This window comes from Streptomyces sp. NPDC059008 (genome assembly GCF_042749045.1).
Lineage (GTDB): Bacteria > Actinomycetota > Actinomycetes > Streptomycetales > Streptomycetaceae > Streptomyces.
Map to the genome: position 1 here is coordinate 56,923 of NZ_JBHYJC010000019.1, position 23,072 is coordinate 79,994.

The window sequence follows — 23,072 nt, forward strand, 5'->3', positions numbered from 1 at the left end:
TCGCGGCGAAGACTCGCGCCGCGACGGCGGGCACCGGTGCAGGACCCGTTACAGGACCGTCGACTACAGCACCGTCGACTACAGCACCTTCGACAGGAACGACTTCGTCCGCTCGTGCTGCGGGTTGCCGAGCACCTCGCGCGGGTGGCCGGATTCGACCACCACTCCGTTGTCCATGAAGACCAGCGAGTCGCCGACCTCGCGGGCGAAGCCCATCTCATGGGTCACGACGACCATCGTCATACCGTCCGCCGCCAGGTCCTTCATGACGTCCAGGACGTCACCGACCAGCTCCGGGTCGAGGGCCGAGGTCGGCTCGTCGAAGAGCATCAGCTTGGGCTCCATCGCCAGCGCACGGGCGATGGCGACGCGCTGCTGCTGGCCGCCGGAGAGCTGCGAGGGGTAGTTCCCCGCCTTGTCGGCCAGGCCGACGCGGTCCAGCAGCTTGGTCGCGCGCTCGCGGGCGGTCGCCTTGGACTCGCCCTTGACCTGGATCGGCGCCTCCATGATGTTCTCCACCGCGGTCATGTGCGGGAAGAGGTTGAAGCGCTGGAAGACCATGCCGATGTCGCGGCGGCGGGCGGCGACCTCGCGGTCGCGCAGCTCGTAGAGCTTGCCGTTGTGCTCGCGGTAGCCGACCAGTTCGCCGTCGACGGACAGCCGGCCGGCGTTGACCTTCTCCAGGTGGTTGATGCAGCGCAGGAACGTCGACTTGCCGGAGCCGGACGGGCCGATCAGGCAGAAGACCTCCCGGGGCGCGACCTCCAGGTCGATGCCCTTGAGGATGTGGGCCGCGCCGTAGGACTTGTGGACGCCCTCGGCCAGGACCATGGGGCCGCCGCTGGTGCCCCCGGTCTTGCTCGTGGTGGTCTTGCTGGTCATCCGACACCTCCGGCGGAGCGGTTGAGGCCGCCGGCCAGCTTCGCCTTGGCGCGCTGGAGCGGAGTGGGCGGGAGCTGGCGGCTGGAGCCGCGGGCGTAGTAGCGCTCAAGGTAGTACTGCCCGATGCTCAGCACCGTAGTGGCGATCAGGTACCAGGCGGCGGCGAGGATCAGCATCTCGACCACCACACCGGAGTCCCGGCCGACGTTCTGGGCGGCCTGGAGCAGGTCGTAGTACTGGACCGCGATCACCAGCGACGAGGTCTTCAGCATGTTGATGACCTCGTTGCCGGTCGGCGGCACGATCACCCGCATCGCCTGCGGCACGATGATCCGGCGCAGCGTCTTGCCGTGGCTCATGCCCAGCGCGTGCGCCGCCTCGGTCTGGCCCTCGTCGACGGCGTTCAGACCGGCCCGGCAGATCTCCGCCATGTACGCCGCCTCGTTCAGGCCGAGGCCCAGCAGCGCGCACAGGAACGGGGTCATGAAGTCCGACCACTCGTCCTTGTAGATCGGCATGATGTCGATGTACTGGAAGACCAGGCCCAGGTTGAACCACAGGAACAGCTGGACGTAGACCGGCGTACCGCGGAAGAACCAGATGTAGAACCACGAGACGGTCGAGGTCACCGGGTTCTTGGACTGGCGCATCACGGCCAGGATCACACCGAGCACGATGCCGATGACCATCGAGAGCACGGTGATCAGCAGGGTGTTGCGCAGACCCTTGAGGATGTCCGCGTTGAACATGTACTCCGGGATCGCGCCCCAGTTGACGTTCCCGGAGGCGAAGGCCCGCACGAGCAGGGCGAGCACTCCGATGACGACGATCGCCGCGACCCAGCGGCCGTAATGGCGGACCGGGATGGCTTTGATGGGCTCGGGCTGGGGCGGCGGAGCGTCCGCCGGCGGCTGGGCCGACTTGTCGACGTCAACTGACACGGATGTTGCCTTTCAGCGTTCGGCGGGGTGGCCGGAGGGGACGGGACGGCTGCCGCGGCTCAGGTGCCGCTGTTGAGCTTCACTTCCTTGACCGCCGCGTCCTTGACGTCCCACTTGTCCAGGACCTTGGCGTACGAGCCGTTCTTGATCGTGAGTTCCACCGCGGCCTTGAGGGCGTCGCGCAGCTTCTCCTGGCCCTTGGGGACCGCGATGCCGTACGGGGCCGCCTTGAGCGGGGCGCCGCCGACCATCTGGAAGTCCTTGCCGCCCCCGGAGACCTTCACCGCGTACGCCGCGACCGGGTAGTCGCTGGAGACGGCGTCCACGCCGCCGGTGCGCAGCCGGGTCTGGGCCTCGGAGTCGTTGTCGAACGCCTCGATGGCGATCGGCTCCTCGTCGTTCTTCTCGCAGGCCTTCGACTTGTCCTTGGCCAGGTCGTGCGAGACGGTGCCGCGCTGTACCGCGAGCTTCTTGCCGCACAGCGTTTCCCAGCCGTCGATGCCCTTGGTCTTGCCCTTCTGGGTGTAGAGCGAGACGCCGACGTTGAGGTAGTCGATGAAGTCGACACCCTGGCCGATCTTCTTGCCGGTGTTGCTGTCGATGCCCTCCTGGCGCTCCTTGGTGTCCGTCATCGCCGACATCGCGATGTCGTAGCGCTGGGACTTCAGGCCGCCCATGAGGGTGTCGAAGGTGGCGTTGTTGAAGTTGAGCTTGATGCCCAGGGCCTTCTCCATCGCCGCGGCGAGGTCCGGGTCGATGCCGGTGACCTTGCCGTTCGTACGGAACTCCACCGGCTTGTACGTGATGTCCGAGCCGACCTGGAGCAGGCCGATCTCCTGCACGTCCTTGGGCAGCAGCTTGAACAGCGGCGCGTGGACGTTGCGGTTCTTCTGCGCCTCTCGCTTGGCGACGGCCGCGTCCGTCTGGTCGCCGCAGGCGCTGAGGAGCATCAGCGAGGCGGTGACCGCCGCCGCGGCGGCCACGGCTGTACGCGACCTGCCGGCGGCCCTGCGACGGGTGGTGCTTGCGGTCATGCTGTTCCTCCTGCGGATGGAGAAGCCGACGTGGCGGAGACGTGACAAAAGGGCCGGGGGACACCCCTTCGAGCGTCGCGACCTCGGTTGGTGACGGAATCCTGCCATCCGGACTCCGGTATTCGGACTGCCGTTCAGGTCAAAATCGGATAACGGACGGGGAAGGGGAGGTGGCGCCCTTGTGTCGCAAGGGGGAGTTGCCTCCAACGGGGCGCGGGGGGCGTTCGGCGCACTCCGGACGTCTCGGATTCCGGACAGCGGGGCGAGAGCACTTCGGCCGTTTTCCAGCACTTCGCCGTTATTGTCGGAACCTTGAACCCGAGGGTAATGAATCTGACTCGTCGAGGCCCGCGCCCGTCCGGTAGAAATGTTCGTTACACCCCTCATCCGGGGCTCAGGGCGCGTGTGCGGCGCGCCCGGCGTCCGTACCTCCCCCTGCGGGGCGGCCATCCGTCCCCACAGGGCGCGGACGCGGTGCCCGCCCACTCCTCAACCAGGGAGTGGCCACCCTCAGCAGATTTACGAATAAAGGGGTAAGACAAGTGGCAGCGGAGATCGTCAATCCTCGCAGCGACGGAAATACGGGCGCGGACGAAGGCACGGGCACGGCGCCCGACGGAACCTTCGATCCCGCCTTCGCGCTGCATCGCGGCGGCAAGATGGCCATCCAGGCGACCGTGCCGGTCCGCGACAAGGACGACCTGTCCCTCGCGTACACGCCGGGCGTCGCCAAGGTGTGCAGCGCCATCGCCGAGCAGCCCGAGCTCGTGCACGACTACACATGGAAGTCCCAGGTCGTCGCCGTCGTCACGGACGGCACCGCGGTGCTGGGCCTGGGCGACATCGGCCCGGAGGCCTCCCTCCCCGTGATGGAGGGCAAGGCCATCCTCTTCAAGCAGTTCGGCGGTGTGGACGCGGTGCCGATCGCGCTCGCCACCACCGACACCGACGAGATCGTGGAGACCGTCGTCCGGCTCGCGCCGTCCTTCGGCGGCGTCAACCTGGAGGACATCTCGGCGCCCCGGTGCTTCGAGATCGAGCGCCGCCTCCAGGAGGCGCTGGACATCCCGGTCTTCCACGACGACCAGCACGGCACGGCCGTGGTCACGCTGGCCGCGCTGCGCAACGCCGCCAAGCTCACCGACCGCTCGCTCGGCCAGCTGCGGGCGGTCATCTCCGGCGCCGGTGCGGCCGGGGTCGCCATCGCCAAGATCCTCATCGAGGCGGGCATCGGCGATGTCGCGGTCTGCGACCGCAAGGGCGTGGTCTCCACGGACCGCGGCGACCTCACGGACGTCAAGCGCGAGGTGGCCGGCTTCACCAACAAGGCGCAGCTGACCGGTTCGCTGGAGCAGGCGCTGGACGGCGCCGACGTCTTCATCGGCGTCTCCGGCGGCACGGTGCCCGAGGAGGCGGTGGCGAAGATGGCGAAGAACTCGCTGATCTTCGCGATGGCCAACCCCACCCCGGAGATCCACCCCGACGTCGCGCACAAGTACGCGGCCGTGGTCGCCACCGGGCGCAGCGACTTCCCCAACCAGATCAACAACGTGCTGGCCTTCCCCGGCATCTTCGCCGGCGCCATGCAGGTGCGCGCCTCGCGGATCACCGAGGGCATGAAGCTCGCCGCCGCCGAGGCGCTGGCCGCCGTCGTCGCCGACGAACTCAGCGCCGACCGGGTCATCCCCTCGCCGTTCGACGAGCGGGTCGCCCCGGCCGTCACCGCCGCCGTCGCGGCCGCGGCCCGCGCCGAGGGCGTGGCGCGCCGCTGAGCGCTTCCGTCGTACGCCAACGGGCCGGGCCCGCACCCTGAGAGGGTGCGGGCCCGGCCCGTCGCGCTGGTGGCGCCGCTGTGACGGCGGCGCCCGCGCCGTGGCGGGGTACCTGTCCGCGGCCGCCCCGGCGCGGTGCGTGTCACACCCGTGCGTGGTACCGCAGCGCGCGGCCGCGGCCTACGTTGGGATCATGTTTGCCGCCTATGCCGCCCGCATCGACCGTGACCAGCCGCTGAACGGCCTCGAATTGGGGGAGCGCCCGGCCCCCGACGTACGCCCCGGCTGGACGACCGTCAACGTCAAGGCCGCCTCCCTCAACCACCACGACCTGTGGTCGTTGCGCGGGGTCGGCATCAGCGAGGAGTCGCTGCCGATGATCCTCGGCTGCGACGCCGCCGGGATCGACGAGGACGGCAACGAGGTCGTCCTGCACTCCGTCATCGGCCAGACCGGACACGGCGTCGGCCCCAAGGAGAAGCCCTCCATCCTCACCGAGCGCTACCAGGGCACCTTCGCCGAGCGGGTCACCGTCCCGGCCTGGAACGTCCTGCCCAAGCCGAAGGAGCTGTCCTTCGCGGAGGCCGCCTGTCTGCCGACCGCCTGGCTGACCGCGTACCGGATGCTGTTCACCAACGGGGGCGTACGGCCCGGGGACAGCGTCCTGGTGCAGGGCGCCGGCGGCGGTGTCGCGACCGCGGCCATCGTGCTCGGTGCCGCCGCGGGCCTGCGGGTCTTCGCCACCAGCCGGGACGAGACCAAGCGCAAGCGCGCACTGGAGCTGGGCGCCGAGGCGGTGTACGCCAGCGGGGAGCGGCTGCCGCAGCGGGTGGACGCGGTGATCGAGACCGTCGGCGCGGCCACCTGGTCGCACTCCGTCAAGTCGCTCCGGCCCGGAGGCACCCTGGTCATCTCGGGCGCCACCAGCGGTTTCACCCCCAAGAGCGGGGAGCTCAACCGGATCTTCTTCCTGGAGCTGAAGGTCGTCGGCTCCACGATGGGCACCAAGGAGGAGCTGGCCGGGCTGCTCAGCTTCTGCGCCGCCAAGGGGATCCGCCCGGTCATCGACTCGACGCTGCCGCTGGACCGGGCGCGCGAGGGCTTCGCGAAGATGGCCCAGGGCGACCTGTTCGGCAAGATCGTGCTGACGGTCTGACGGTTGCCGACCGACGTGCGGATCCTGCGGGCGCGAGGGCGCCGGGCCGCGGCGTGGAGCAACGGCGGCGGGGTGACCCGCGAGATCGCCGCCCATCCGCCCGGCGCCGGCTGGGACGCCTTCGCCTGGCGCGTCAGCCTGGCCGACGTCACCGGAGACGGCCCGTACTCACCGCTGCCCGGCGTCCGGCGGATCCTGACCGTCGTCGACGGCGCGGGTCTGGAGCTGACGGTGGACGGCACCGCACACCACCTCCCGGGCCGCTACCGCCCGTTCTCCTTCCCCGGCGGGGCCGACACCGACTGCCGGCTGCTGTCCGGCCCGGTCGTCAACCTCAATGTGATGCTCCGGGACGGGCGCGCGGCGGCGACGGTGGAGATGGTGCGGGCGGGTCGGACGGTGGCTTCGGGCCGGCCGCCGGACCACGGCGCCGGTGGCCCTCACGCCGTCATGGTGGTCGCCCTGGAGGGGCGCACCGAGCTGGGCACCGGCCCCGCGGCGACGCTGGAGCGCTTCGACGCCGCCCTGCTGACCGCGCCGCTGACGGACGCTCAGATGCCGGTCGGGCTGCGGACGGACGGTGTGGCGGCGGTGATCTCGCTGTCCGGTGGCGAAGGGGCGCCCTGAGGTAGTGCCCTGAAAGCGGACGCCGCCCCGGCGCCCCGAGGCGGGGCCGGGGCGGCGGCATGTCTCACTGCTGGGCGCAGCGAAGGGCCCCGGCGTCGACGAGGAAGGAGATGTCGGCCAGGCAGGTCTGGGCCGGCGGGGACTGGTGCCCTCGGATCGCGCTGAAGGGGTCGCGGGGGGACTCGCCGTCGGCGGCGGCGAGGGGGGCACCGCCCAGAACGGCCACGCCGGCCAGGGCCACTGCCGCGGCGAGGGTACGGACACGCATGATGATCTCCCATCGGGTGGGGCTCGCGGGTACGTCTCGATCGCACCCCGCATCCGCGCGCCCCGCACGTCCGGGTACTGCATACGGCGTCATAAGTCGCCGTACAGTGTTATAGGGCCTCGTATGGGGTCATGAGGTGTCGTACGGGGTTATACGGCGTCAGAAACCGCTGGGCGGTGGCCCGTCGAGGCCTTCCGGGGCGTGCCCGGCGAGCCGTGTGAGCCCGGTGGATGCCCAAGTGGCCGCGCCGGTAGACCGAGTTGGGTGCCACGCGGTCTTCGCTCCCCGGGACGGCCACCGGGGACACCCGGCCGGGGCCTACGGGTAGGCCACCTTCAGCGCGCCGATGCCCAGGGTGTTGTGGCGCGGCAGATAGCCCGCCTCGAAGATCGCGCCGAGTACGGGGTTGAGCAGCTGCGCCAGCCGCTCGGCACGGGAGTGGCCCAGCGCCCGCCAGGGGCCTGCCGCCAGACGGTCCGTCATCCGCTCGATCACCTGGCGCTCCTCGCGGGCGCGCTCGGTGGCGCCGCCGTCCGGGCCGATCCAGCCGCGGGCGGCCAGGCGGCGGCGGGCCTCGCTCCACTCCTGTCCGCTCCAGCCGCGCCCGGCGAAGTCCGAGGCCGGCGCGGCACCGATCGCGGCGAACGACACCAGGGCCTCGCACGGATCGAGTCCGCAGGTCAGCAGCGCTGCCAGATGGCCGTCGCCGCGGTGTTCGCGCAGCACCGTCGCGGCCTGCCAGAGCGTGAGATGGGGGGCGTCCGGCCAGGGCAGGTCGAGGTTGGCGGCGGCCAGCGGCCGGGCGGCCGGGCCGGCGTTCTCGGCGGCCTGGCGCGCGAGCCGGGCCGCCTCGGCGAGCTGTGCGCCGCTCAGCCGGCGGCCGATGAGGGCGGTCAGCGCCCGGTCCACGGCCAGCAGCCGTGCGTCGAGCACCTTGGCCGGCTCCGCGACCGTCCAGATCTGCGGGACGTACCGCGCGATCATGCGCGGGCTGAAGGTGTAGAACGTCGCGGCCACCAGCTCGGGACCGGCCGCGCCCAGCGGAGCGGTACGCCAGGCGAAGTAGCTGGGCCAGCGGGAGCCGACGTCGTAGCCGAGGTCGGCGGCTACCTGGCGGGCCTCGGGGGCGAAGTACAGCGCGGCGTGCAGTGGCTCCAGCACGTGCCACATCCGGCGGGCGACCGCGTGGTATTCCGACATCGCTTTACCTCATGGCCTTCACGATGCGTGCGCAGACAGGGAGAGGGGGGCGTAGTCCGGAACACGGCCGTCGGTCCGCGGAATCGGGCAGCTGGGGCTCCCTGGAACCCGGTGCCGGACGAAAAGCCGTGCGAAATACTGCCTTCCCCGATTACGCCGCGTGAATCCAGCCCGAAGATGACAACTCTGTGTAGTTGGGGGTTCGTTGGGGGCGGAGTGGGTTTCGGCCGCCCGTCGGGGGAGGGCGGGGCCGGGTCGCGCGGTGCCGGACGGGCGCCCCCTGCGCGCAGCGTCACCGGCGCCCGGCCTCCGCGGGCCGGGGCCTACGGAGGGCCGGGCGCGCGGGCCCGGTCTGCCCGCGCCCGCCGTCCTGCCCTACGCGTCCGGGTCCCTGCGGGGCGGGGTGTACTGCTCGGGATGGCGCAGCAGCGCGCCGATGTGCGCGGCGGCCGTGCCCAGCCGCCGGCGGGACTCCCCGAGCTGCTCGGCCGTGACGCCGTGATCGCGCGCCGCGTCCCGCAGATCGTCGCGGAAGCGGTCCAGCAGCCGGTCGAAGTCGCGGGCCGGGTCGCCGCTGGTCGGCTCCTTCGCCCATTCCGGGGCCGGCGGCGCCCCGGCGGACGCGGCCCGCCCGCCGTGCTCCTCGGCCAGGTCGACGCGCTCGACCGTCACCCGGGCCGTCTCGTCCGTGCCGCCACCGGACCCGGAGCCGGCAGGCTCACCGGACCGGTCGCCGGTGAAGCGGCCGACCTCGCGGGACACCTCGGCCAGCGCCTCGCGCACCGCGCCCGACCAGTCGCCGGACCGCACCGCCTCCTGGGTCTGGTCCTGTACGCGCCGGATGACCCGCTGGACCTCCTCGCGCGCGAACACCTGCGCGTCCCTGGCCTGCTTACGGGCCCGCTGGGCGTCCTGCTTGGCCCGCTTGCTCTCCTCCTTGGCCCGCCGCGCCTGCTCCTTCCACTCCTCCTTGGCGCGCCGGAACTCCTCCTTCGCCTGCCGCCAGGCCTCCTTGTCGCCGAACGCGCCGTCGAAGTAGTCGGCGGCCTCCGAGAACGGCCGGCCGGTGCCGCCGTCCGCGGAGCCCTTCTTCCCGTCGCCGTCGCGCCCGGCCTTCCCGGCCGCGCCGGCCTGGGCACGGGCCTGCTGGGCGGCCGCCCGGACCTCGCGGCGCAGGTCCCGCGCCGAACCGCTCACGTCCTCGCGGATGTCCGAGGCGAGCGCCGCGACCGACTCCCTGATCTCCAGCTCCAGATCGGCCAGCTCGCCACCGCGGTCGGCGAGTTCGGCCCGGCCGGCGTCGGTGATCGAGTAGACCTTGCGGCCGCCCTCGGTCGCATGCGTCACCAGGCCCTCGGTCTCCAGCTTGGCCAGCCGGGGGTAGACCGTGCCGGCGGAGGGGGCGTACAGGCCCTGGAAGCGCTCCTCCAGCAGGCGGATGATCTCGTAGCCGTGCCGGGGCGCCTCGTCGAGGAGCTTGAGGAGGTAGAGCCGGAGGCGGCCATGGGCGAAGACGGGGGGCATGTCAGCGCGCCTCCTTCGTTGCGGGCGGGTCGGTGGGGGAGTCCTCGAAGACGGGGCGGCGCAGCAGGGCCAGGCCGCCGGAGATGGTGGTGACCTTGAGCGTGCCGGTGCCCTCGCCCAGCGAGCCGGTGATCTTCTTCGCGCCCCACTGGCCGCTGACCCGCAGATCGTCGAAGGCGTTGGAGACCGTGCCCGACGTGGTGTTCGCCTCGACCCTGGCGTCGGCCGGGTCGGGCAGCCGGATGGCGACCTCGCCGGAGACGGTCGTCAGATGGATGTCGGCGCCCTTGACGGGATCGAGGTCGAGGACCATGTCGCCGCTGACGGAGTCGGCGTGCACCCCGCCGCCCGCGCCGTCGATGACCGTCAGATCGCCCGAGACGGAGTTGAACCGCAGATCGCCGGTGAGCGACTGCACCTCGACCTTGCCGGAGACGGTGTCGGCCCGCACCTCGCCGGAGAGTCCGACGAGCGTGCTGTTGCCGGAGACGCCGCGCACGTCCGTACGCGCCGAGATGCCGGAGACCACCGCGTCGGCGCCGACCACACCGACCTCGACGCGGGTGGCGGACGGCACCGTCACCGACACCACCGCGCGGCGGTGCCACCCCTTGCGCTCCAGGAACTTCAAAAAGCCCTTCCAGGGGAGGTCCTCGTACGCGATGGTCAGGGTGCCGTCGCGGTAGGAGACGGTCAGCGGCGGGCCGTGCAGCTCGCTGACCTCCAGGCGGGCGGGGCTGCCGTCGGAGGTGCCGACCACGTTGACCGCGCCGCCGACCACGCGCACGTTGAGCGCGTCGAGGGGCTCCGCGATCTCCAGTGTGCGTGGTTCGGCCACCTGCATCGGATTCTGCGACCACTCGGTCCGGGCTGACATTCCTGGCCTCCCCTGGATAGCCGTGCAACGCAACATATCGCGTCCTCACCAGACACGATATATCGCGGCTTGCGGAAGTCAAGGAGTGCCGACCCTGACGTCACCCTGATACGACGCGTCGCGTCCCCTGGGTATCGCCCCTGGGTGCGGCCCCGCGCGGCCCTCCCGTCGGCTACTCGTCCTCCTCGACCTACTCGTCCTCTTCGTCGTCCAGCCGTGCCAGCCAGGTGGCCAGCCGCTCCACCGGCACCTCGAAGTCCGGGTTCAGATCGACGAACGTGCGCAGCTGCTCGGCCACCCAGCCGAGGGTGACCTCCTCCTCGCCGCGCCGGTTCTCCAGCTCCTCGATGCCACGGTCAGTGAAATACACGCGCTCTCCACCAGGGGTCATGGGACATTCCCGGCCAGGATAGGCAGGCCCACGGACCTCTCGCGCCACAGGCGACCGAGGGCTAGCCTGATCACCTGTCAACGGTCCTGCGGCAATTGGGGAATTGCCGTCCAGGGGGAGCAGGAGGCCGTGATGCAAGATCGCGCACAGCGCATCGAACTGCCCGATGGCACGGAGGTCTGGGCCCGGGTCTCCCGGCTGGACGCACCCGGGCTCGACGGCGGGGAGGAAGCGGACGAGGACTTCGAGGACGTCGGCGCCTGGGACGCGCTCGGCGCCCGGGTCGAGGGGCTGCGCGAGGTGATCGGCGGGGTCGCGAGCAGCGTCCGCCAGGCCGCCGAGCGGGTCGCGCCGGACGAGACCAGCGTGACCTTCGGCGTGGAGCTGTCGGCCAAGCCCGGCAAGGCCGTCGCCCTGCTCGCGGACGGCGAGGCCAAGACCAATCTCTCGGTCACCCTCACCTGGCGGCACGACGGCGGGGCGCCGTCACCGCGGCAGCGGCACCGAACGCAGGCGGCCGACCGCCGGGAGCCGGACGATTCGGGCCGCTGATGGCGCCCCCCGAGCCGCCCGCCGGCGGCCGCGGTGACCGTGCCCGCTACGCCCAGCTCCTCGACCACGCCGGACGCACCACCGTAGGGCTGCGTGCCGCGCCCGGCGCGAGCGCGGCCCGGCTGTGGGGCAGCGGTGTGCTGATCGCGCCGGGATGGGTGCTGACCTGCGCCCATGTGCTCGCGGCCGGCGACGGCCGGCGCCGCGAGACCGGACCGGACGGGGTCTTCGGCGTCGCGTTCGGCGGCCGGGTGTCGCCCGCGCGCCTGGTGTACGACATGAGCCGCCCCGACCCGGCGGCCGGGCCCGCCGCGCCCCGCGCCGACCTCGCCCTGGTCCGGCTCCTGGAGGGCGAGGCGGAGCACCCCTGCGCCTGGTTGAGCGATCAGCCGGCGACGCTCCTGGAGGACGCGTACATCTTCCGCGGGCACGAGCAGCCGGCCCCGGACCGGACCGGCGAACGCGTAGTACGCGACTCGGCCGGCGGGTCCGGCGCCGACGGGGAGGCCGGCCCCCGGGGCGCCCCCGCCGCCGGCCCCGTGGACCCCTTCATCGCCGTCCGCTTCGGCGCCCGTGACGCCCGCGGCCTGCAGTTCGGCAGCGATGTCCGGGTCACCCCCGGTGCCTCCGGCGGGCCGCTGCTCGACTGCGACCGCGGCGAGGTGGTCGGCATCGTCAAGGGCCGCCATCAGCACGACCACGTCGGGCTCGCGGTGCCGGTCACCGCCCTGCGCGGGCTGGGACCTGAGCATCTGGCCCCGGGCGCCGAGGGGCTGGGCCCCGACCCGTACCACGCGCTGATGGGCCTGCACGACCGGTGGCACTGGGCCGGCCAGGACCTCGGCCGGGCCGGCGCGGGGCCCACCTGGTTCGACGCCCAGCACGCGATCATGGCGGGCCGCGGCCGGCTGTGGGGCGTGCAGGAGCGGCTGCAGGCGCTGGACCTGCTCGCCCGGCTGCCCGCACCGCGCGACCCGCTGGTCGTGGAGACTGCGGTCGGCGAGGTCCTGGAGCGCGGCGAGCGGCCCGGCGCCTGGTCGCTGCGTACCTGGCGGGACGGCCACGGCGCGCTCTACCAGGGCAGCGACCCGTACACGGAGCTGCGCGCCTTCGTGCACTATCTGCGGATCGTGGCCCAGCTGACCGCCGACGAGGTGCGCGAGGTGCCCGGCGAGCAGGCCGCCGCGGTACGCGAAGAGGCGGTCAGGCTCGCGGAGTTCGTCCAGGCCAAGGCGGTGGTGCTGCAGCCGCAGGACCGCAGGCGGATCGGGCCGGTGCGCCGCCGCCCGCGCTCCGTACTCGTCGAGTTCGAGCCGCTCTTCTACGGCGAGGGTGGCCACGAGCTGTACAACTGGTCGGTCAGCGAGGGCTACGGCCAGGGGCAGTGGCTGCGCGTGGACGTGCAGGAGTCGGCCGGCGGAGTGCCCTTCGAGCAGGCCCGGGAGCAGGTGCTGCGCCGGCTCGGCGGGCGGCTGCTGCGCGCCGACGGCGACGCCGGACCGGGCGCCCGCGTACGCCTGGAGGTCGCCGTCCCCGAGGGCCGCTGGCACACCGCCGTCGGTCAGTGGGAGGTCGCCGCCTCCACCCGGCGCACCGCCCGGCTGCGGCCGGTCGGCCCCGGGCGCGCGGTCATCCTGCGCGACCAGGGGCGGCGCGAGCAGGTCGACCCGGCCTGGCTGCGCCGCTGGCAGGGCATCACCGCCGCCGCCGAACTGCGGGCGCTGCGCGTCCCGCCGCCCACGGCCGCCGGCGCGCGCCCCGGTGCCGGCTCCGCCGAGGCGGTCTGGCGGCTGCTGGAGACCGCGGACGACCGCGCGCTGCCCGCGCTGTGCCACACGGTCGCCGACGGGGTCGGGCGGGACGCGGTCGGCGTCGCCCTGGACACCGGCTTCCCGGCCGGGCTGTGGCCGGCCCGCGGCCACGGACAGGAGCGGGAGTGCGATGCCTCCTGCGAGGAATTCCACCGCGGAGTACGGGAGTTGCTCCAGGGGTCGGGTGGAGTGGCCCGCCTCCCCGAGCTCGTCAGGCAGCTGCGCGCGAAGGCCGCGGAGGCCGCCGAGGAGGGCGCGCACTGGGCCCGGGACCTGGTGCTCCTCTACGACGATCCGGAGGACCCGATACCGCAACTGTTCACCGACCGGCCCCAGACGTCGCCGCGATGAGCCGATGCCGGGCCGCGCCGCGAGGCTCCGTGCGGCGCGTGCGCCGCGCACGCGCCGGGCGCCCGCCCCCGGCGCCCCCGCTCGCGTCGCCACGCGTCGGCCCGTTGGCGGCGGTGGCCGCAAGTCCCGCCCTGTACGTGGCACTTGGCGCCCCCCGACGCACCAGCGTGAGACCGGAAACCGCCCCGTGCGCTTCCGTACGGAGGGGTACTGTCATAGCGTCGTGGAAGACTTGTTCGTGAAGACGTGATGGCGTGAGTGTGCGTGGCGGACGCGGGGTGAGGCCGGGGCGGATGCCGACGTCTCCGGTGGTCCTCCCTGCCCCTCGCTCCTGACCGATGCCGAGCCGGCGACGAGGAGTTCCGACGTGAGCGACTGGCTCATCTACCGGGGCGCGGGGGCACCGCACGACGGAATCGAGCACCTTCCGCCGCCACCCCCATGGCGCGATTTCGACGGCGGCCCTCCCGTGGCGCCGCCCGCGGCCCTCGATCCCGCCTCCGAGCGCAGGCTGGGCGTACAGCATCGGGAAGCCAGTCACCACCGCCCCGGCGAGACCGAGCGCGAGCTGGTCAACGCCGCGCTCTATCTGCGCAGGCCGCTGCTGGTGACCGGCGCGCCGGGCAGCGGCAAGAGCACCCTGGCCCATTCGGTCGCCTACGAACTCGGCCTCGGCCGGGTGCTCAGCTGGCCGGTGGTCAGCCGCAGCACGCTCCGCGACGGCCTGTACGACTACGACGCCATCGGCCGCCTGCAGGACCTCCAGATAGCTCGGCAGACCCTGGCCGAGCCGGAGGCGTTGTCGGTTGCTGTCAATGATGAAGAACCCGGCGGCGGTATCGGCCGCTATATCCGCCTCGGCCCGCTGGGTACGGCCCTGCTGCCCGCCGACCGGCCCCGCGTCCTGCTCGTCGACGAGCTCGACAAGAGCGATATCGATCTGCCCAACGACCTCCTGAACGTCCTGGAGGAAGGGGAGTTCAGGATCCCGGAGCTGGAGCGGCTGGCCGGATCCGCCCCCGAGGTGCAGGTGCTCAGCGACGACGGCGCGCGGGTGACGGTGCGCGACGGGCGGGTGCGCTGCCGCGCCTTCCCGTTCATCGTCCTCACCAGCAACGGCGAACGGGACTTCCCCGCACCCCTGTTGCGGCGCTGCATCCACCTCCACATCCCGGTCCCCGACAAGGAGCGGCTCGCCGCCATGGTGCGGGCCCACTTCGGCGAGGGCGCCGCCGAGCGCTACGAAGCGGTCATCGACCGCTTCCTGGACCGTGAGCCCGGCGACGTCCGCGCCGTCGACCAGCTCTTCAACGCCATCCACCTCACACAGCAGGCCGGCTGGACGGACCAGGACGAGGAGGAGACCCGACGGCGCCTGACGGCGGAGCTGATGCGGCCTCTCGATCGGACGAGGTGAGTGCGGTGCCCCTCGGGGAGCCCGGCCCAGGTCCCCTCGACGAACTCGTCGCCCGGCTGACCACGGCGGGGCTGCCCGCCGATGCCCGCCAGATGGCCGACGCGCTCTGGCTCGCCCAGTGGATCACCCCGGACGAGGCACCGGCCGAGGGCCGGGACGAGGCCGGCGCCGACCGCACGGACCACCCCGACCGTACAGATCCGGCCACTTTCCGGGTGGGACCGGCCGGATCGACGCCCTCCGCGGCGGACGGCGGCGCGCAGTCGCCGGCGGACGGTCTCGCGGTGCCGACCGGGGACGCGGGCCAAGCCGCCCGGCAGCGCGTCGCGGAGCTGCGGCCCCCTCAGGAGACGGGGGAACCACCCACGTTCCTGGGGCAGTGGGGCAGCCCGCCGGACCCCGACCGCCGGCGCCTCGGTGAGGTCGCCGTCCCGATCGCCTCCGCGTTCCCCGGGCTGCTGCCCCTCCAGCGCGCACTGCGGCCCGTCCAGCGCTACCGCCCGCCGGCCGCCCCCCTGCGCCGCAGGCTGGACGAGCCCGCCACCGCCGAGCTCTCCGCCCACGCCGAAATGATCATCCCGGTGCTGCGCGGGGTGCACCGCCGCACCGCCGCCCTGCGGCTGCTGATGGACGGCTCCTCCTCGATGGCCGTCTGGGAGCAGATGCTGCACGACCTGCGCCAGGTCTGTGAGCGGGTGGGCGCCTTCCGGGACGTCACGGTGCACTACCTGCACCCGCACGGCCCGGACGTGGGCGTCGCCGCGGCCCCCGGCCCCGGCCGGCGGCTGCGCCCCGCCGACCAGTTGCACGACCCCACCGGCCACCACCTCACCCTCGTCCTCAGCGACTGCGCCGGCCCCCTGTGGCGCGACGGCCGGATGCAGCGGCTGCTCTACCGCTGGGCGGCCGACGCCCCGCTCGCCGTCGTCCAGCCGCTGCCCCAGCGGATGTGGGGGCGCACCCTGCTGCCCGCCGTCGCCGGGACCCTCGTCCGCCGCCAAGGCCCCTACCAGGCCCTCGACTTCACCCCCGCCCGACGGCGCCGGCGGCCCGCCGCCGCACCGGGCGCGCCGTCCGCGGCGCCCCGCGAACGCGTCGTCCCCGTCCTGTCCGCCACCCCCTCCGCCCTCGGCTCCTGGGCCCGGCTCGCCGCCGCCGACGCCGGACTGTCGCTGCGCGGCGCGGCCTGTGTCGTCCGTGCCGACCACGGCGCCGAGCCCCCGGCCGGACCACCGCCGGCGCCCGAGCGGGGCGCCCCCTCCCGCATGGTCGGCGAGTTCGAACGGCAGGCCTCGCCGGCCGCCCGGCTGCTGGCCGTCCACCTCTCGGCCGTACCGCTCGCCCTGCCCGTCATCCAGCTCGTCCAGCGCGCGATGCTGCCGCAGACCGGGCCGGCGGAGCTGGCGGAGGTGCTGCTCAGCGGCCTGGTGACGCAACTCGCGCCGGAACAGCTGCCCTCGGGGGAGCAGGCCGCCGGCGGTCCGTGGTACGACTTCGTGCCCGGCGTACGCGACGAGCTGCTCGGCCGGCTCAGCGCGGGCGAAGCCGCCCTGGTCCTCAAGCACTGCTCGCTCTACATCGAGCGCACCTTCGGCCGCAGCGCCCGCAACTTCCCGGCCGTCGCGGTCGCCATGCTCTCCGGCAGCGGCCGCGAGCCGGAGACCGGCCAGCGCGCCGTGCCCGAACCCTTCGCCCGGGTCTCCGAACGCGTACTGCGCCGCTTCGAACCCGCGCTGCGCCCGACCGACCGGCGGCCGTACGTCCCCGACGGCCCGGCCGCGCAAGGCGCCGCCCTCCTGGAGCGCTACGAACACGACCGCGCCGTCCGCGATCTGGTCGAGGCCGTCCGCCTGCTGCGCGCCGCCGCCGAACGCCGGCCGCAGGCCGGCACCGACCTCGCCCGCGCCCTGCTGCACGCCTGGGCGAAGTGGCGCCAGCCGGACGCCCTGGAGGAGGCCGAGCGGGCCGCCCGAGCGGCGGAAGGGGCGGGCGACGGCGACGACGACGCCGCGGAGGCCGAGCGCACCCGGGCGCTGATCGTGCTCGGCCGGGTCGCCCACGCCCGCGCCCGCGAACGCCGCCTGGCCGGTGACCCGGTCGGCGAACGCGCCGCGCTCACCGACGCCGCCCACCGTCTGCACACCGCCGGCGGGCTGATGAGCCTGCTCGATCCCCGCGTCCTGGAGAGCATGGTGCTGCGCACCGAAGTCCTGCGCCGCCTGGCGGCCCTGCCCGAGGTCCCCGGCAGCCCCGTGGACGAGGCGGAGCCCGCGTCCGACGATCCCCTCGATACGGCGGAACGCTCCCTGACCACGCTGCTGGACCAGTGGCCCAGCGGCGAGCAGGTCCCCGGCGAGGTCTACGCCGCCCGCGGCGGGGTGCTGCTCGACCAGGCCCGCCGGGCCGCCGACGACCCCGAGGGGGCACGCCCCGCCGACGCGCTCGCGGTCCGCGCCGCCGACGACCTCGACACCGCCACCGTCCTGCTCCGCCGCCGCGGCGACGGAGCCGACCGACTGGTCTGCGAGACCCTGCTCGACCTGGCGGCGGCCCGCCAGCTCAACGGCCGCGCGGGCCTGCCGTCCGTGCTGCCCACCCTCGAACGCGCCCGCGAGTTGGCCCACGCACTGGGCGACGAGGCCCTGGAGGCCGACAGCCTGCGCCGGACGGCCGCCGCCCAGCGTGCCGTCCACGCCCGTACCGGCGCGCCGGCCGCCCTGGACGCCGCGATCGCCGCGCTGGCGGCCGCGCTGCGTCTGACCGCCCCCGATTCGCCCGAGCACAGTGCGCTGCTGGCAGAACGCGGCGCGGCGCTGCTGCTGCGCGCCCGGCTGGAGCCGGCCGACGAGCCCGGCAAGCGGCTGGCCAACGAGGCGGTCCATGTGCTGCGCGAGGCGCTGGCCAGGGTCGCGCCGCAGGATCCCGACCTCGGCAACCACCGGCTGCTGTTCGGCCGGGCCCTGCGGCTGCGCCACGAACGCCAGCCCTCGCTCGCCGATCTGCACGAGGCGGACTGGATCCTGGAGCTGGCCGCCCGGGGTGCGGACGTGCCGGACGCCGTCTGCGCCGAGGCCTGGCTCGAAGTGGGCGATGTCCAGCTGCTGTTGGACCGCCGCTTCGACTCACGGGAGCGGCACGACCGGGCCGCCGCCTGCTACCGCCGCGCCGCCGCGGCCGCCGGCCGGGCCGGCAGCGCCCTGCTGGCCGCCCGCGCCCACCACCGCCGCGGCGAGGTCCTGGAGGTCACCGCGGGCCCCCGTTCCGCGCTGCACGCCTACCGCGAGAGCTGGGAGCTGTGGCAGCGGGCCGCCGAGTCCGCCGGCCCCGAGGCCCAGCGCACCCGCGCCCGGATGCGCGCCCTGGCCGACCCGGCCTGAGCGCCCGGTGGCGCCACCCCGGCCGGTCGTCCGGCCGTCCACCGCCCGACGTGTTTCTGTGGACAGCAGTTCGGGAACACCACCGTCCAGCAGGCCAGAGGAGAGCAGCGTGGCGACTACCCCCCGCACCGAACCGGCTGCGGCCGCCCCGTTCGGGCCGTCGGCCGAGCCGCTGCCGGATTTCTCCGGGATCGATGTGGGCGCCCTGGCGGCCCGGACGGACCACGCGGTGCTGGGAGAGGTGGCGGCGCTGCTGCTGCGCAACTGGCCCACGGGCAAGGACGCCGTGGCCTATTACGAGGACGGACCGGGCGCGCTCCTGCGGTGACGGGCGGGGGGATTCCCCGCATCGTTCAGCCGTGGCGGAGGTGGTTTTTGGGCAAACGCGCAAGGAAACCGGCCAGTTGTCGAGGCATTTCGGTTCCCGATCGATCGCAGAGCCAAGTAATCAGACAACGGGCGGAAGCGGGCGATCGGAAGCCGCCGACCGTACCTCGACGGAGGCCGACGGGGGCAGGGGGCGACGCCGTGGCGGGGGAGCAGACCGGCCGTAGTGCTGCCGTGCCCTTCCGGCAGTTCGTGCTGAAGATCCACAGCCGCTGCAATCTCGCCTGCACCTACTGCTACCTCTACACCGGCCCCGACCACAGCTGGCGCGAGCGCCCGCGGACCGTCGCCGACACCACCGTACGGCAGACCGCCCTGCGCATCGCCGAGCACGCCCGCACCCACCGGCTGCGCGAGGTGCGCATCGACCTGCACGGCGGGGAGCCGCTGCTCACCGGCCCCGGCCCGCTCCTGGCGCAGGCCGCCACCCTCCGCGCCGCGCTGCCCGCCGGCTGCACCGCCGGGTTCGGCGTGCAGACCAACGGCACACTGCTCACCCGGAACACGATCGAGGCGCTCGGCACCGCGGGCATCCGGATCGGCCTCAGCCTCGACGGCGGCACCCCCGGCCTCAACCGCCGCCGCCTCGACCAGGCCGGACGGCCCTCCTGGCCCGCGGCCGCCCGGGCCGTGCGCCTGCTCCACGAACGGCCCGACGTCTTCGCCGGCATCCTGTGCACCATCGACGTCACCGCCGACCCCGCCGAGGTCTACGGCTCGCTGCGGGCACTGGACCCGCCCGCGCTCGACTTCCTGCTGCCGCACGCCAACTGGTCCAGCCCTCCCCCCGCCCCCCTGGGCCCCGCCGGCCGCACCCCGTACGGCGACTGGCTGTGCGCGGTCTTCGACCTGTGGTGGGACGGCGGGCCCGGCCCCCGGGTGCGGGTGTTCACCGAGATCCTGGGCCTGCTCCTGGGCCGCCCCAGCTCCAGCGAGGCGGTCGGCCTCTCGCCGGTCGTCGCCCTGGTGGTCGACACCGACGGCGCCATCGAACAGGTCGACTCGCTCAAGTCCACCTACGAGGGCGCCGCCGCGACCGGCCTCGACGTCTTCCACCACACCTTCGACCAGGCCCTGGCGCACCCCGGCATGACCGCCCGCCAGCGCGGCCGGGACGGGCTCGCCGCACAGTGCCGGGCCTGCGCCCTGGTGGAGGTGTGCGGCGGCGGCAACTACGCCCACCGCTATCGCGCGGACACCGGCGGATTCGCCAACCCGTCCGTCTACTGCGCCGACCTGGAACGCCTGATACGGCATGTCGCCGCCCGCCTGGACGCCGCCGTTTCACCCAACTGGCCTGCCGATGACATGACCTGACGCACTGTCGTCATCTGGAGCGATACTTGGGCTATCGTGCGAAAGAGCCAGGGCGTGCCCGATGAATCAGCCTCCGCACGCGCGCACCATCGCATCTCAGGGAGACGGTCGCATGGTCGATCAGTCCATTTCTTCTGGTTCTTCTGGTTCTGCTGGCACTTCTGGTCGGTCCCCTTCCGTCGGCTCCCGCGAGCACATCACCATCAGCTACGCGGGGTTCGCCCGACCGTGGGCCGCATGGATCTCCCACCAGCTGGAGCAGCAGGGCCACGGCACGACCCTGCTCCGCTGGGACCCGCAGGTGGACACGGCACTGGCCGCGGAGCTGTCGGGGCTGCTGGAGGCCGAGGGCCGGCTGCTGATCGTGCTCGACGACTGGTACTTCCGGCTGGGCCCCAAGACACAGGAGGAGTGGACGGCCGCGCTGCGCGAGGTGGTGCCCCCGCACGCCGACCGGTTCGCCGCGGTGAGCGTGGCCACCCAGAGCCTGCCGGCCACCGCCTCCCTGCTGCGCCCCGCCGACCTGCGCGACCTCGACGCCCGCGAGGCCAACCGCCGGGTGCTGCACCGGCTGGGCATCACCGCGCCCGCCCGGACCGTGGACGAGGACGCCCCCGGCGAGCCCCGCTTCCCGAACAACCCGCCCGAGGTCTGGAACATCCCCCGCCGCAACAACCGCTTCACCGGCCGCGACCACGTACTCGAAGAGCTGCACGGCAAGCTCGCCGGCCCCGGGGTGGGCTCGGCCCCGCCGCTGGAGACCCGGATCGCGCTCTACGGCACCTCCGGCGTCGGCAAGAGCCAGATCGCCGCCGAGTACGCCCACCGCTTCGGCAACGACTACGACGTGGTGTGGTGGATCAGCGCCACCAACCGCGGCGCCGCCCGCGAACAGCTCGCCGAACTCGCCACCCGGCTCGGCCTGCCCGTCGGCAGGGAACTGGGCGACCGCATCCGCGCCGTCCACGAAGCGCTGCGCGTCGGCCGCCCCTACCGCCGCTGGCTGCTGATCTTCGACAGCGCCGACGACATGGAGCAGATCGAGGACCTGATCCCCGACGGCCGCGGCCACGTCCTGATCACCACCCTCACCCGCGACTGGTCGGGCTCCGGCAGCGCCCAGGAGATCGAGGTGCTGCCCTTCACCCGCATCGAGTCCGTCGCCTACGCCCGGCGCCGCGCCCCACGGCTCACACCGGTCGAGGCCGACATGCTCTCCGAAGCCGTCCAGGACCTGCCGCTGCTGCTCGCCCAGACCGCCGCCTGGCTCGACGCCAACCCGATGTCCCCCAAGGAGTACATCGAACTGATCCGGCGCGGCGAGCCCAGCCTCGTCGGCATCCGGATCTCCTCCGACTACCCCATGGCCTTCCAGACCAGCTGGGCCATAACTCTCAACACCCTGCGCGAGCGCAGCCCCGCGGCGGTCGAACTCCTCAAGCTGTTCGCCTTCTTCGCCCCGGACGCCATCCCCGTCCCGATGCTCGCCAAGGCCCGCCGCGGCGACCTGCCCGAACACCTCGCCGATCTGGCCGCCGAGCCGATCAGCTGGAACACCGCGCTGCGCCGGCTGACCGAATCCACCGCCGTACGCCTGGACTACCAGGTCTCCCAGGACTCCGACCCGGCCGTGGAGACCGCGCAGATGCACCGGCTCTACCACCGGTTCCTGCGCAGCGACATGACCGAGGACGAGCGCGACCTGATGGCCGCGACCGCCTGCCGGGTGCTGGTCACCGCCGACCCGCAGAACCCCTCCGACACCCGCTACTGGGAGCGCTACGCCGAACTCATCCCGCATCTGGAGCCGGCCGGCGTCCTCGACAGCCCCGACGCCGCCGTCCAGCAGCTGCTGCTCAACTGCATCGAATACCTGCGGGTCCGCGGCGAGTACCGCATCGGCCTGCGGCTGTGCGAGCAGTTCATGTCCCGCTGGCGCACCCGCCTCGAACCCACCCAGCGCACCATGCTCGTGCTCACCCACCAGCATGCCAACATGCTGCGTCGCCTCGGCCGCTACCGCGAGGCCGAGGCGGTCGGCGGCTCGGTCGTCGACCAGCTCTCCGCCGAGCGGGACGCCTCCGACGCCGACCTGCTGCGCGCGCAGGACGGCCTCGCGGGCACGCTGATCGCGCTGGGCTCGTACGAGCAGGCCCACGCACTCTTCGACGCCGTCTGGCGGGCCTACACCGAGCTGCTCGGCCCCGAGGCACCCCGCACCCTCTCCTCGCGGCACAACCTCGGAAACGTCCTCGCGCTGCTCGGCCGCTACGAGGAGGCGCTGGTCACCCACCGCGAGGTGCTCGCCTTCCGGGAACGCGAGCTGCGCGCACGGCACCACCTCACCCTCAACGCGGGCACCGCGCACGCCCGCACCCTGCGCCTGCTCGGCCGCTACCGCGACGCCACCTCCGGTCAGGAGCTCAACGCCCGGCTGCATCTGCAGGTCATGGGCGCGCACACCCCGCAGACCCTGCGCGCCGAGCACAACCTCGCGCTGTGCCTGCGGCGCACCGGCGAGGTGGCCCGGGCCGGCGCCCTGATGGCCGACCTCGTCGAACGCTCCCGCCGGGTGCAGGGCCCGCGCCACCCCGAGACGCTGATGGTCCGCGCCGACCACGCCACCTTCCTGCGCGAGCACGGCGACCTCGGCCAGGCCCGCGACCTGGCCGAGGAGGTCGCCGAGCGCTATCAGGCACTGGCCGGCGAGCGCCACCCGTACACCGTCGGCACCCTCGGGAACGTCGGGCTGGTCCGCGGGGAGTTCGGGGAGACGGCAGATGCGCTGGACATCGCGGAACGGGCGCTGCACGGCATGACCCGGGTGATGGGCCCCGACCACCCCTGGACGCTGGGCTGCGCGCTGAACGCCGGCGCCGCCCGCAGCCGGGCCGACGACGAGGACGGCGCGGTGGAACTGGGCCGCGACACCCTGGAGCGGGCCAAGGCGACGCTGGGCGACACCCACCCGATGACCCTCTCCGCGAAGACGGCACTGGCCGAGGACCTGCGCGCGCTGCGCCGCCGCGGCCAGGAGGCGGCGAAGCTGGAGCAGGAGGCGATCCAGCAGCTCTCCGAGACGCTGGGCGCCGAGCACCCGCACACCCTGTCCGCCCGGCGCCGCCGCCGCCCGTACTGGGACTTCGAACCCCAGCCCGTCTAGGAGGTACGCGGAAGGGCCCGCCCCC

At 73.5% G+C, this 23,072-nt stretch carries 18 protein-coding genes; 10 read left to right on the forward strand and 8 right to left on the reverse strand.

Translation table 11 applies throughout. The features are described from left to right. Positions 1 to 78 precede the first annotated feature (78 nt). Genes ACFWZH_RS22660 through ACFWZH_RS22670 form a run of 3 tightly spaced genes read right to left on the reverse strand, consistent with a single transcriptional unit; the run spans position 79 to position 2,857 of the window. Positions 79 to 831, reverse strand: coding sequence for an amino acid ABC transporter ATP-binding protein (locus ACFWZH_RS22660; protein ID WP_384434212.1), 753 nt, complete (start codon positions 829 to 831; stop codon positions 79 to 81). A gap of 47 nt (positions 832 to 878) precedes the next feature. Next, entirely contained in the window at positions 879 to 1,823 is a 945-nt protein-coding gene (locus ACFWZH_RS22665; RefSeq protein ID WP_384433994.1) for an amino acid ABC transporter permease, read from the reverse strand. A gap of 59 nt (positions 1,824 to 1,882) precedes the next feature. Beyond that, on the reverse strand, positions 1,883 to 2,857 hold the full coding sequence (locus ACFWZH_RS22670; protein WP_384433997.1) for an ABC transporter substrate-binding protein: 975 nt from the start codon (positions 2,855 to 2,857) through the stop codon (positions 1,883 to 1,885). 542 nt (positions 2,858 to 3,399) lie between these two features. On the opposite strand from ACFWZH_RS22670, the gene ACFWZH_RS22675 reads away from it, so the two are divergent. The 3 genes from ACFWZH_RS22675 (at position 3,400) to ACFWZH_RS22685 (ending at position 6,412) form a co-directional block, all read left to right on the forward strand. After that, positions 3,400 to 4,629, forward strand: coding sequence for an NADP-dependent malic enzyme (locus ACFWZH_RS22675; protein ID WP_384434000.1), 1,230 nt, complete (start codon positions 3,400 to 3,402; stop codon positions 4,627 to 4,629). Positions 4,630 to 4,822: 193 nt separating this feature from the next. Beyond that, the gene (locus ACFWZH_RS22680) at positions 4,823 to 5,785 is read left to right on the forward strand and encodes a zinc-binding dehydrogenase (protein ID WP_384434002.1); all 963 of its coding nucleotides are present in this window, start codon (positions 4,823 to 4,825) and stop codon (positions 5,783 to 5,785) included. Between the two features lie 3 nt (positions 5,786 to 5,788). Beyond that, a complete protein-coding gene (locus ACFWZH_RS22685; RefSeq protein WP_384434005.1) occupies positions 5,789 to 6,412 on the forward strand; it encodes a HutD family protein in 624 nt (207 codons plus the stop codon). Between the two features lie 64 nt (positions 6,413 to 6,476). On the opposite strand, the gene ACFWZH_RS22690 is transcribed toward ACFWZH_RS22685, so the two are convergent. From ACFWZH_RS22690 to ACFWZH_RS22710, 5 genes are all read right to left on the reverse strand, one after another. After that, the gene (locus ACFWZH_RS22690; protein WP_384434007.1) at positions 6,477 to 6,680 is read right to left on the reverse strand and encodes a hypothetical protein; all 204 of its coding nucleotides are present in this window, start codon (positions 6,678 to 6,680) and stop codon (positions 6,477 to 6,479) included. Positions 6,681 to 6,998: 318 nt separating this feature from the next. Beyond that, a complete protein-coding gene (locus ACFWZH_RS22695) occupies positions 6,999 to 7,880 on the reverse strand; it encodes a hypothetical protein (RefSeq protein ID WP_384434009.1) in 882 nt (293 codons plus the stop codon). A gap of 375 nt (positions 7,881 to 8,255) precedes the next feature. After that, complete coding sequence (locus ACFWZH_RS22700; protein WP_384434012.1) at positions 8,256 to 9,404, reverse strand: helix-turn-helix transcriptional regulator; 1,149 nt, start codon at positions 9,402 to 9,404, stop codon at positions 8,256 to 8,258. Between the two features lies 1 nt (position 9,405). Continuing rightward, positions 9,406 to 10,281 (reverse strand): DUF4097 domain-containing protein, encoded by an 876-nt coding sequence (locus ACFWZH_RS22705; protein ID WP_384434014.1) that lies wholly within the window; start codon positions 10,279 to 10,281, stop codon positions 9,406 to 9,408. Positions 10,282 to 10,471: 190 nt separating this feature from the next. Beyond that, entirely contained in the window at positions 10,472 to 10,651 is a 180-nt protein-coding gene (locus ACFWZH_RS22710) for a DUF6104 family protein (protein ID WP_384434017.1), read from the reverse strand. A 153-nt stretch (positions 10,652 to 10,804) separates the two neighbouring features. Between ACFWZH_RS22710 and ACFWZH_RS22715 the strand changes: the two genes are divergently transcribed. The 7 genes from ACFWZH_RS22715 (at position 10,805) to fxsT (ending at position 23,047) form a co-directional block, all read left to right on the forward strand. Continuing rightward, positions 10,805 to 11,224, forward strand: coding sequence for a CU044_2847 family protein (locus ACFWZH_RS22715; protein ID WP_384434019.1), 420 nt, complete (start codon positions 10,805 to 10,807; stop codon positions 11,222 to 11,224). Beyond that, the gene (locus tag ACFWZH_RS22720; RefSeq protein WP_384434022.1) at positions 11,224 to 13,386 is read left to right on the forward strand and encodes a trypsin-like peptidase domain-containing protein; all 2,163 of its coding nucleotides are present in this window, start codon (positions 11,224 to 11,226) and stop codon (positions 13,384 to 13,386) included. The genes ACFWZH_RS22715 and ACFWZH_RS22720 overlap by 1 nt, the downstream gene beginning before the upstream one ends. A gap of 367 nt (positions 13,387 to 13,753) precedes the next feature. Then, a complete protein-coding gene (locus ACFWZH_RS22725) occupies positions 13,754 to 14,803 on the forward strand; it encodes an AAA family ATPase (RefSeq protein WP_384434024.1) in 1,050 nt (349 codons plus the stop codon). Positions 14,804 to 14,808: 5 nt separating this feature from the next. Beyond that, entirely contained in the window at positions 14,809 to 18,180 is a 3,372-nt protein-coding gene (locus tag ACFWZH_RS22730; protein ID WP_384434027.1) for an SAV_2336 N-terminal domain-related protein, read from the forward strand. Between the two features lie 109 nt (positions 18,181 to 18,289). Further along, a complete protein-coding gene (locus ACFWZH_RS22735; protein ID WP_384434030.1) occupies positions 18,290 to 18,508 on the forward strand; it encodes a YxD-tail cyclophane-containing RiPP peptide in 219 nt (72 codons plus the stop codon). A 200-nt stretch (positions 18,509 to 18,708) separates the two neighbouring features. Next, positions 18,709 to 19,884, forward strand: coding sequence for an FxsB family cyclophane-forming radical SAM/SPASM peptide maturase (locus ACFWZH_RS22740; RefSeq protein WP_384434033.1), 1,176 nt, complete (start codon positions 18,709 to 18,711; stop codon positions 19,882 to 19,884). Between the two features lie 112 nt (positions 19,885 to 19,996). Next, entirely contained in the window at positions 19,997 to 23,047 is a 3,051-nt protein-coding gene (gene fxsT / locus ACFWZH_RS22745; RefSeq protein ID WP_384434036.1) for an FxSxx-COOH system tetratricopeptide repeat protein, read from the forward strand. Positions 23,048 to 23,072: the final 25 nt, after the last annotated feature.

What these genes read in the sequence shown, in the direction of transcription:
- ACFWZH_RS22660 (WP_384434212.1), bottom strand. Translation starts at nt 831, where the DNA reads ATGGTCCTGGCCGAGGGCGTCCACAAGTCCTACGGCGCGGCCCACATC.
- ACFWZH_RS22670 (WP_384433997.1), bottom strand. Translation starts at nt 2,857, where the DNA reads ATGACCGCAAGCACCACCCGTCGCAGGGCCGCCGGCAGGTCGCGTACA.
- ACFWZH_RS22680 (WP_384434002.1), top strand. Translation starts at nt 4,823, where the DNA reads ATGTTTGCCGCCTATGCCGCCCGCATCGACCGTGACCAGCCGCTGAAC.
- ACFWZH_RS22690 (WP_384434007.1), bottom strand. Translation starts at nt 6,680, where the DNA reads ATGCGTGTCCGTACCCTCGCCGCGGCAGTGGCCCTGGCCGGCGTGGCC.
- ACFWZH_RS22695 (WP_384434009.1), bottom strand. Translation starts at nt 7,880, where the DNA reads ATGTCGGAATACCACGCGGTCGCCCGCCGGATGTGGCACGTGCTGGAG.
- ACFWZH_RS22700 (WP_384434012.1), bottom strand. Translation starts at nt 9,404, where the DNA reads ATGCCCCCCGTCTTCGCCCATGGCCGCCTCCGGCTCTACCTCCTCAAG.
- ACFWZH_RS22705 (WP_384434014.1), bottom strand. Translation starts at nt 10,281, where the DNA reads ATGTCAGCCCGGACCGAGTGGTCGCAGAATCCGATGCAGGTGGCCGAA.
- ACFWZH_RS22715 (WP_384434019.1), top strand. Translation starts at nt 10,805, where the DNA reads ATGCAAGATCGCGCACAGCGCATCGAACTGCCCGATGGCACGGAGGTC.
- ACFWZH_RS22720 (WP_384434022.1), top strand. Translation starts at nt 11,224, where the DNA reads ATGGCGCCCCCCGAGCCGCCCGCCGGCGGCCGCGGTGACCGTGCCCGC.
- fxsT (WP_384434036.1), top strand. Translation starts at nt 19,997, where the DNA reads ATGGTCGATCAGTCCATTTCTTCTGGTTCTTCTGGTTCTGCTGGCACT.